General features: G+C 54.8%; 7 protein-coding genes. 1 reads left to right on the top strand and 6 read right to left on the bottom strand.

The features are described from left to right. Nucleotides 1-332 precede the first annotated feature (332 nt). Complete coding sequence (locus QZN75_RS09250; RefSeq protein WP_292427774.1) at nucleotides 333-1,391, top strand: hypothetical protein; 1,059 nt, start codon at nucleotides 333-335, stop codon at nucleotides 1,389-1,391. 14 nt (nucleotides 1,392-1,405) lie between these two features. Here QZN75_RS09250 and QZN75_RS09245 read toward each other — a convergent pair whose 3' ends face one another. The 6 genes from QZN75_RS09245 to QZN75_RS09220 all read right to left on the bottom strand — a co-directional run. Beyond that, nucleotides 1,406-2,836 (bottom strand): aldehyde dehydrogenase, encoded by a 1,431-nt coding sequence (locus QZN75_RS09245; RefSeq protein WP_292427771.1) that lies wholly within the window; start codon nucleotides 2,834-2,836, stop codon nucleotides 1,406-1,408. A 79-nt stretch (nucleotides 2,837-2,915) separates the two neighbouring features. Next, nucleotides 2,916-4,826 (bottom strand): molybdopterin biosynthesis protein, encoded by a 1,911-nt coding sequence (locus QZN75_RS09240; RefSeq protein ID WP_292427769.1) that lies wholly within the window; start codon nucleotides 4,824-4,826, stop codon nucleotides 2,916-2,918. Nucleotides 4,827-5,032: 206 nt separating this feature from the next. Further along, nucleotides 5,033-5,779 (bottom strand): SagB/ThcOx family dehydrogenase, encoded by a 747-nt coding sequence (locus tag QZN75_RS09235; RefSeq protein ID WP_292427766.1) that lies wholly within the window; start codon nucleotides 5,777-5,779, stop codon nucleotides 5,033-5,035. Nucleotides 5,780-5,877: 98 nt separating this feature from the next. After that, nucleotides 5,878-6,678, bottom strand: a complete 801-nt coding sequence (locus QZN75_RS09230) for a formylmethanofuran dehydrogenase subunit C (RefSeq protein ID WP_292427763.1) — start codon at nucleotides 6,676-6,678, stop codon at nucleotides 5,878-5,880. Between the two features lie 9 nt (nucleotides 6,679-6,687). After that, on the bottom strand, nucleotides 6,688-8,415 hold the full coding sequence (locus QZN75_RS09225) for a formylmethanofuran dehydrogenase subunit A (RefSeq protein WP_292427760.1): 1,728 nt from the start codon (nucleotides 8,413-8,415) through the stop codon (nucleotides 6,688-6,690). 2 nt (nucleotides 8,416-8,417) lie between these two features. Then, nucleotides 8,418-9,332, bottom strand: a 915-nt coding sequence (locus QZN75_RS09220) for a formylmethanofuran dehydrogenase subunit B (protein ID WP_292427757.1), incomplete at its 5' end; no start/stop codon positions are given.

The raw sequence follows: 9,332 nt of genomic DNA, 5'->3' as shown, positions 1-9,332 counted from the left end.
AGGTATGGGTTGTAAATACCTGCCAATAAACTTCAGGAAAAGATTAAAGACATTATTATGCTCCTTTTGACAAAATTTTGATTTTACAGGAGTTCGCGCGCATAAAAGGAACAATACGTGCTCCCTGTGGCCCGCCGTTTGATAATAAGGCCCGGATACAATCACCGACCGGCAGAAAACGTGATGGTGCCCGGGTTTTCCTTTATGAGACCAAAAGGAAGGTACCGTCTGCATCTTTCGGAATGGTCAAAAAAAAGTCTTTTCAAAACAATACAATCTGTTTTTTCTGGACTGGCAGAGATCATATATGTAAACAATAAGGAAGTCCCGCCTTGACAACGTACCATACCCTTGGAAATGCGCACCGTATAATCTGCCTCCTGCTGCTTGCCATCGCCATCGGCATACCCTGCGCAGCAGCGGTAACCCTTACGCCCGGAAGTTCAGCGACAATGACCACCATATCGCAGGGAGACCCGGTCTATATCCGGGGCATCGCCACCGGCCATCCGCAGGTGGGGCTCCAGGTCTGGTTTATCGGGTATAATTTCGCCAAGGTTACCACCGTCCAGGTAAATGATGATAATTCCTACGATTACGAACTTCAGAAATCCGATACTGCAAACCTCGCACCGGGGCAGTATTTTGTGCTGATCCAGCACCCGATGATGAATGGTCGTTTCGATGTGGTCTATGATGCCTCTTCCGGAGCAGTAATAAATGTGCAGACCGGTAAGACACTCTACCAGTTCACCGGCAGCGGAAGTCTCCAGAGTACGGATGCCGCGACGGCGCTGATACAGGCCGTCAGCAGCCAGAATATTGACGATACCTTTGCCACGGTCTCGTTTTATGTCGCTTCTCCAGTGGCGACCATCAATCCGATTGGCGACAGGTACACAGGAGATAAATTTACCATCAACGGGACCACCAGCCTTGCCCCTGATGACGAGCTCATGGTTGAGATCTATTCATCGTCATATATCCCGACCACCAAGACACAGTCGTCCGGATTATCCGGTGCAAGCGGTACGGTGAAGGTGGTAGCCGGCAGTGGGGGCAGGAATACCTGGTCTTTTGATGTCGATACCTCCTCCTTTGCCCCGGATATGTACCTGGTGAAGGTCTCGGGAGTCCTGCAAGACGTGACTGCATCAACCACATTCAATGTGCTGTGCAGTGGATCTGGCGATACCTGCAGTGTCCCGGTGAGTGCCGTAACCGTCCCCACCGCTTCGTCAAATGCCACTGCCACCGCAACCACGACTTCACCGGATACCCCGACACTACCATCGACAACGGTTCCTGTAACAACCCGGCAATCACCGGTGCCGGCAGCGGTGTGTCTGGGCAGTATCGCCGCGGTGCTTTTGATCCGCAGGCTCACATAAAAACGGGAAATTGGTTACCAGCCCAGGTACAGGGTCTTTGTCTGGGTGTAACTGTCGAGTGCCTTTGAGCCGTTTTCCCGGCCCATTCCGCTCTCGTTTGTTCCCCCGAACGGCACTTCAGGGGGAACCGTAAGGTGACGGTTCACCCAGATGATACCGGCATTTACTTCCTGGTACACCTGTTTTACCGTTGCGAGGTCTTTTGTCCAGACCGATGCGCCAAGGCCATACTTCGAATGGTTCGCCTCGCGGATTGCCGCACCGAGATCCGGTACGGTCACCACCGGCAGGACCGGTCCGAAGATCTCATTGGTGAGGAGCGCGGCATCAGGTGCAACATCGGTGATGAGGGTCGGTGTATAGAAGAAACCCTTTTCATACGCCGATCCTGTTAACGGACAGCCGCCGGTCCGGATTGTCCCCTCCTCCCGCTCGGTCGTTTCATGGATCACAGAACTGATCCTCCCGAGTTGCTCTGCGCTGTTGAGGGGTCCCATATCTGTGCCCGGAGAGAGTCCGTTTCCGACATTAAGACCTTCTGCTTTGGCCGTAAGCAGGCGCATGAACTCCTCCGCAATCTTCTCATGCAGGTACAGCCGTTTGACCGCGGTGCAGATCTGGCCGGCATTATAGAAACGGCCCCGGAGCGCCCCCTCAACGGCTTTGGGAATATCCGCGTCGGCCATTACGATCATCGGGTCGGATCCACCCAGTTCCAGCGTGAGTGTCTTTAAGTGGTCTTTTGCCATCTCACGGATCCGGTGGCCGGTTGCACAGTCTCCCGTAAAAGATATTTTTTTCACCCGGGGGTGTTTTACCAATGCTGCTCCGACCGTCTCTCCCGGGCCGGTCACGACATTGAGCACGCCTTTGGGCAGGCCTGCATCCTGCAATAGTATTGCGATCCTGAGATTCGTTAAGGGTGTTGTTGACGCCGGCTTGAGAATAAGGGTATTTCCCGCAAGGAGGGCCGGCCCTGCCTTCCATCCCATGATGAGCACCGGCATGTTCCAGGGAATGATTGCGGCGCAGACCCCGAGCGGGACCCGGGTTACCAGACAATCCCCGGCTTTACCCAAGTGCACGGCCTCACCGGACGGCTGTCCGGCGATGGACGCATAGTATTCGAGAATATTTGCGCATCCACGGACTTCGTCAATCGATTCTTTGAGCGGCTTACCCTGTTCCGTGGTGAGGAGCTGTGCCAGATCCTTATGATCCAGCCTGATCAGTTCTGCTGCGCGGTAGAGCACAAGACCGCGGTCCCGTGTGGTCTTTTCAGACCATATGCCAAAAGCCGCGTCGGCTGCCTCAACAGCCGCATTCACATCTTCCTCGGAACCCCGGGGGACCCGGTCTACATATTCACCGGTCGCCGGGTTGGTAACCTCGATCCACGTTTTATCTGCTGCAGTAGCCGCAATCCCGTTAATGAGCATGTCCATAACGATTCCCTGTTCCCGAGTATCCTGCCTCTCCTGAGGAACTGTCCACAGGCAGCATATAAAATGGCAGCGGTAATACTTATGAAATTTTCAGGGAATTACTGGCCGGGGGTATCTCGATTTCGATGTTGTCGGAAGATATGCTCCGGATCCTCCCGGTCTGGGTTGTACAATAGGCACCGGTCCGGTCAAGATGGGCCCTGAACTCCGGACTTTTTATCAATGAAATAAGGGTCACAATCCGTGGGTCGTCCAGCATCTCCCGGCGCATCACAAGTTCATACTGCTCCTGCGCTACCGGAAGAAACATCAGATCATGGGACACTGCAAGTCCTTTTGAACAGATGCCGGCATCTGCCTGTCCGGCCCGGATTGCTGCGGCAACAGTCCCCGGCGTTGCTACTTCATTACCATATCCACGGATCCGTGAGGGTGTAATGTTGTGGGATGAAAGCAATGAATCAAAAAGGATTCGTGCCGGGGTATCTTTGCGGGAGTTGATCCAGCAGACTGCATCAAGGGTATTGGGCGAGATTTCTTTTGCGGATGCAATTCCCTGTTCCTGTGTGGCGATGTTGACAAAGACAAGATCCAGCGATTGAAGATAAGGCTGGATGAACCGGCAGTCCCGCAGGAAGGAGAATGCCGGCAGGCTCATCGGCGCTGCATGACAGGAATTCCGTTTGAGCGAAAGGATAGCGCCGGTGTTTCCGGCACTTCCTGTATGGATGAAGAGGCCCTGGTCGTGAGCGATGTTTCCCAGTTCTTCCAGGACCGGGTCTATGGCACCCGAGAAGATAAGTGTCCGCTCGATATTTGCCGGGTCTGTCGTAAGATAAACTTTGAGTTCGTGTTCCGCATCATACCCTTCAACCGATGCCGGAATGTGCGTATAACCATTTGATCGGACCGTTGACATCTGTACAACTGTCCCCCGTGAACGGGCCATACCCCAGTACTGGGTGCCGATCCTCCCGACAGAAACCGGAACAAACTCGTCAAAGCCGAGATCGGAACTTAAGGGAGTCGCTAGTTTTACCTTGACCGAATATTTCGTGAGTGGTGCTAGTCCCCAATATTCAAGGAGGGGGACGGCAAATTCCCGCAGGACACTCTGGGCGGCAAGCGGGTAACCGGGAAGCCCGATGACCGGTTTGCCATAGATTTTCCCCAGCATCATCGGTTTCCCCGGCTTCACCGCGACGCCATGGAAGAGCAGTTCGCCGATGGCTGCAATGGCCCCCGCAGTATAATCCCGCGTGCCGGCCGAAGATCCGGCCGATACGATAACAAGATCATTTTCCTGTGCAGCAGTACGAAGCGCTTTCTCTATAAGGTCAGGATCATCGCGTACGATAGGCAGGCGGGTGCAATGTGCTCCCATCGAATCAAGAAGGACCTGTGCCATGACCGTGTTACTTTCCACGACTTGGCCCGGGCTTGGCCGGACCCCTAACGGGACCAGCTCGCTTCCGGTAGGAATGATCCCAACATTAACGGTATTTACCTTCAATTTCACAATCCCGTAAGTGGCAAGGGCACCGATATCAAAAGCCCGGATCTGATGACCTTTCGGGAGAACAAGCCGGCCTTCCCTGATATCTTCACCTGCCGGGCGCACATGCTGCCACGGCCTTGCGGCTTTCCGGACCTGGAACTTGTCCTCCACTTCCCAGGTGTCTTCGATCATGATCACGGCATCGAACCGAGAGGGGACGATATTCCCGGTATTGACCCGGGCAAAATCATTAAGAGTAACCGGCGCCTGGTCGGAAGCACCAAAGGTATCCCGGCTTTTTACTGCTATGCCGTCCATAGCTGCCAGACTTACTTCAGGCACGGAGTACCGGGCATAAACAGGTTCGGCGACGACCCGGCCCAGCGACCGGGTAACGTAAACGAGCTCAGTCCGCTCCGGGATGGCAAATGATGTCTTGAGGAGATGCAGTGCCTGATCAAATCTAACCAGTGAGAGATAGCGTTTCACCATACTGCATCACCGTAATACGCTTTTTTCTGCCATCGTTATTACAGGGAAGGTCATGAATATCAATCGCATTCTAAAAGTGGGGATATGCATGCCCCTGCTGGTAATCAGGTACCATATCCCGGTAATCATCGATAAATGATTCGATTATTGTCTCCTGGTAACTTATCTCCGGTAACAGGGTCTTAAAAACCTCCGGTACGTGCTGGTCAGACCTCGCGTGTCCGTTTTCCTACTGCGGCAAGGTAGACCGGCCACTGTGTTTCAGGATCGAGATTTGCAAGATGGGTTATCATTTCGTCATGGAACATATCGATAGGCTGCACTTCAAATCCAAAGCAACCTGCCGTCATGATCAATTCCTGGCAGGTGTGTCCGGCTTCTAAGAGGACGCTGCGGTATCCCCGGTTCCCCAGTGCCCATGTCGAGCGGTACGGAATCCCGACCCAGATGAATGTTACTGCCGCACGGGTGACGACCTTGAAATTCATGCTTGCGGTTGCAATTGCGGTGGAGAGATCCGGGTCTTCGCTAATGGTAATTATGCTGTGTGTGCTTGGGACATACCGGTACATGCCGGTGTCAAGTCCCTTAACTTCTCCTGCGACGAAATAGGTTTCAATTGGATACCGCGAACCGCTGGACGGGACGTTTCGTAAAACCAGAAATTCGTTTATTCTTGCGCGGAATCCCTGGGTGTACCACAACAGTGCCGAGAGTTCTGCAAGGGTCATGGATGAGCGCGAGAAAAATGACGAAGGTTCCCATTTCCCGATAAGATCCGTTACCGGGACATTGGGTACCTTGATCTTTTTCGGGCTGGGAAGTTTTGTGATCTTTGCTCCATCTGGAATCGGGAGTTCCGCCGGGGGTTCCGGTTTGCGCAGGACCAGGTCTACGGTAGAATAATCCGGGTACCGGGTTCCTTTGATAAATTCTTTACCGACATCGTTCATAATCTGACCTCAGTTTTTCTGGTGTAGCTATAAATTTACACTCATGGTGAATACCACCAGGTATCCCGGACCGGGACGAGAAAAAGGAAAAAGATTGATTATGCCTTGACATACAGGTCGGCAAAGATCTCCTTGCCTTTGCTCTTGGGATGACGTTCCCCGAGATCCCCGATATAGTGGTCAAAGGTGGCTTTCGTTCCATCGACTTCGAGTTCGACGCGGTCGACTTTCTTGAAGCCGGGCATCATGAACTTGATGGTGCCAAAGACATAGATGGTGCCTTTTACCATCTGCCCACCGACACGGCCCTCGACATCACCTTTGAGGATGACGGTGCCACCTTCCGCGTGGGTGGAGACGTGGATGAACGTGTCCTTCTCGATGATGATGGTGCCGCCGAGCATGAAGGTTCCGATATCATTACCGGCACTTCCCTTGATCCGGATCGTGCCACCCTTCATGCCCCTCCAGTCACCACGATAGGCGCAGCCGACATAGTTTTGGGCATTGCCGTCAATGAGGATCTCGCCTCCCTGCATCTGCATACCGCAGAAGGAGTCAACGTTGCCCGTGATGTGGATCTTGCCGCCTTTCATCCAGCCGCCGACGTACATGTCAGCATTGCCGTTGACCTTGACGGTCCCGGCAGTCATCTTGGAGCCGATGTATTTCACGCGGGTGCAATCGCCGGCAATAACAATGTCTGTCTCTGCTGCGGTAGCGCCCGCATTACCCGAGACTTCAAAGAAGTCCCCGAGAGTGACATGGATCTTGCCCTCGTGGGCCGGGAGTGCTGCGATCTGTGCAGGGGTCTTGCCTGCGAATGCGTCGGGAGTGATACTGTAGCCCTCGAGCATGAGCTCGGGGACCTTGGTGGGTTTTAACGTAACGGTTGCCATGATCGCACCTCAGGCCTCCACGTCAACTTCCAGCACGAACGGGTGCGGGGCGAGGTAGTCCCGGACCGGGTAGTTGACAAGACTGACCGTGTAGTCTTTCGTAAAGCTCTGGGTGATGTCGCGCTTGACCTGCAGGTTCTCTGGCATATTGACATGGACCCAGACGGTCTTCTTGTGACCGCGGCTGAGCACTTCGCCGTCTTTGACCACAATCTCACCGGACTTGATGAAGCAGGCAGCCCGCTGGAATGCCTTCTCGATCTTCTCGGGATCACTCGGCATGTTCTTGTAGTTGAGGTCAAAGATACCGACATCGGCGTTCATGCCGGGGGCGAGGCCTCCATAGATATTAGACATACCGAGGCACTTTGCCGGACCGGACCGTGTCATCTGGGCGATCTCGTAGAGGGTGAGTTCGCGGTCGATGGTGTGGAGGGTCGTGGCGTCGATGACCTTGTCCTTGTGCTTGAATGAGTCGAGCACCGCTTCGCGGGCCTTTTTGCTCATGAGCCACTTGATGACGCGGGGATACCGGGTGAACGGCCCTGCGTTCGGGTGGTCGGTGGTGAGGAAAATCCGGTTCATATCCTTGGCATAGAGCGCGAGTTCAAGACCGATTGCCCACTGGATGTCGCAGACCTTGATGTTCGGGTCGTACACGTACGGGACAACACCGGCAGCGGTCTCCATCTCGACATCGACATTTACCCACTTTAAGTGGTTGAGACTGTGGAGGTGGTGCTCGAAAGGACCATCGGCGGTCATCGTGGTGGTCTCATCGAGTGTGACATTCCCGGTATCGACCGTGATCGCCTTGTTCTTGTTCACGTAGTCCATGACTTCCTTTGCCTTGGACTCGAAGTCGCCCCAGCCGGTTCCGCCATACGAGTGGAACTGCAGGTGGGTCGAGTGCATGACCTGCTCGCGGCCGAACTTGTTTTTCGTCTTGATGCCCTCGGCAAGTTTCAGCGAGTCGATGGTGAGCTGGTAGTTGCCGGGGTTCCCGAGGTTATTCTGGTGAATGTGCATCGAGTGCGGGAGACCGAGGTACTCGTTTGCCTTGAGGAGACCGGTGATGATCTCCCGGGGGGTGGTGTCGAAGTACGGGACCACGTCGTCGAGACTTAAGCAGTTAAGGCCCCAGCCCCAGGCAGCGGTACCGCCGGGGTTGACGCATTTAACGCCAAAGCCCTTCGTGACATTGAGGAGCCAGGCGATATAAGCCGCCGTGTTCTCGATTTCGCCCTTCTTGAGGTAATCCATGACGAACCAGTTGTTCCCGAAGACCGGGAGTGCTCCCTCATCGATGATCGGGGTATCGTGGATCTCCTCGTGGATATGCGGGGAGTAGAGAGGAGGCATCGCGGCTTCCATAACGAACGCGTACCCCATCCGGGCATAGTCGTACCCGGTCTTGAAGGTGCTCGGGATCGAGAATCCGGACTCCATACGGGCTCCGTTCTTCTGTGCCATTGCGCTCCTGCAGACTCCCGATAAAAGCTTGTCCTCGGGCCTGAACAGGCGGCCGACATTGACCTTGGGTCCCGCGACATGGGCGTGGACATCCACGCCACCGGCCATCACGGTCTTGCCCTTTGCATCGATCACTTTTGCGGAGGAGCTGACCTTGTCAACGATCTTCCCGTCCTTGATGGCGATATCTGTGATATCCCCCTCCATCTTGCGGGTCGGGTCGACAACGAATCCGCCCTTAATGATAATTTCTCCTGATGTCATGTTCAGCTCACCGCCGGGTTCTGGGGGTATTTCCGGTCTGCCTTTGCTGCAAGCCAGACTGGCTCGGTCTTGGTCAACTCGCACATGCGTTCGTACACGAGGTCGAAAAGTTCCTCATCGCTCGGTACTCCCGGCAGGCCCTTGATGACCGACCGGAACTGAATCGGGACGTTGTCCATGCGGTAGACAACGCCCGGCTCATCGACACCGGCAATTCTTACTGGTATATGGAGATCTGAGATCTCGCTCGCCATGCAGAAGTTGGGGTCGACGGTGATGAACGGGTGTTTCTTGAGATGCTTGACTGCCGGGATGGGGAAGTGTGCGCCCGCATCGGTGCCGACATTGACAAAGCAATCTACTTCGTCCCGCATCGCGAGATCGATCGAACTGGTCTCGCCCGGGTTCATATGGGCGTGGGTGCCTTTGGAGAGGTCAATGCAGTACGGGAACCCGAACTGCCAGGACCAGACCTGGCCGGGGCCGGTGATATTGTAGTGGCCCCGCATCGCCATGATCGAGGCCTTGGTGTGGTTGTTGAGGTCGCGGGTCAGGCTGATGGCAGCATCGATGTTGTGGTTGTGGCCGTCCGTGTGGGTGCAGCCCATGCCGAAGAAGATCATGCAGAATTTTGCTTTCTTCATGATCTCGGCCGACTTTACGATCACCTCTTTCTTGATGCCGGCGACCTCATCAGGGATATCATACCCCCTGAGGACGGTGCGGAACGCATCGAAAAGTTCGTAGTCGTGACCCTGGTTGAGCATGAGGTGGATATCCGCGAGTTTTGCGGTATCGGTCTGGCGGGGGTCGATGCTGATGATTGTCCGCTGCATCTGGCCCTTCGGGGTGAAGAAACCCCGGGGGAAGATTGAGTACCGGGAGGTGTGCCTCGGGTGGGCGTGCATCGGGTTGCA

Origin of the sequence: Methanoregula sp., from assembly GCF_003170075.1 — an archaeon.
In the GTDB taxonomy this organism is placed as follows: domain Archaea; phylum Halobacteriota; class Methanomicrobia; order Methanomicrobiales; family Methanospirillaceae; genus Methanoregula.
This window is presented reverse-complemented; position numbering and strand designations above follow the sequence as displayed.

Bases quoted from the DNA above. Each gene is read 5' to 3' on its own strand.
- QZN75_RS09235 (WP_292427766.1), bottom strand. From the start codon at position 5,779: ATGAACGATGTCGGTAAAGAATTTATCAAAGGAACCCGGTACCCGGAT.
- QZN75_RS09230 (WP_292427763.1), bottom strand. From the start codon at position 6,678: ATGGCAACCGTTACGTTAAAACCCACCAAGGTCCCCGAGCTCATGCTC.
- QZN75_RS09225 (WP_292427760.1), bottom strand. From the start codon at position 8,415: ATGACATCAGGAGAAATTATCATTAAGGGCGGATTCGTTGTCGACCCG.
- QZN75_RS09240 (WP_292427769.1), bottom strand. From the start codon at position 4,826: ATGGTGAAACGCTATCTCTCACTGGTTAGATTTGATCAGGCACTGCAT.
- QZN75_RS09245 (WP_292427771.1), bottom strand. From the start codon at position 2,836: ATGGACATGCTCATTAACGGGATTGCGGCTACTGCAGCAGATAAAACG.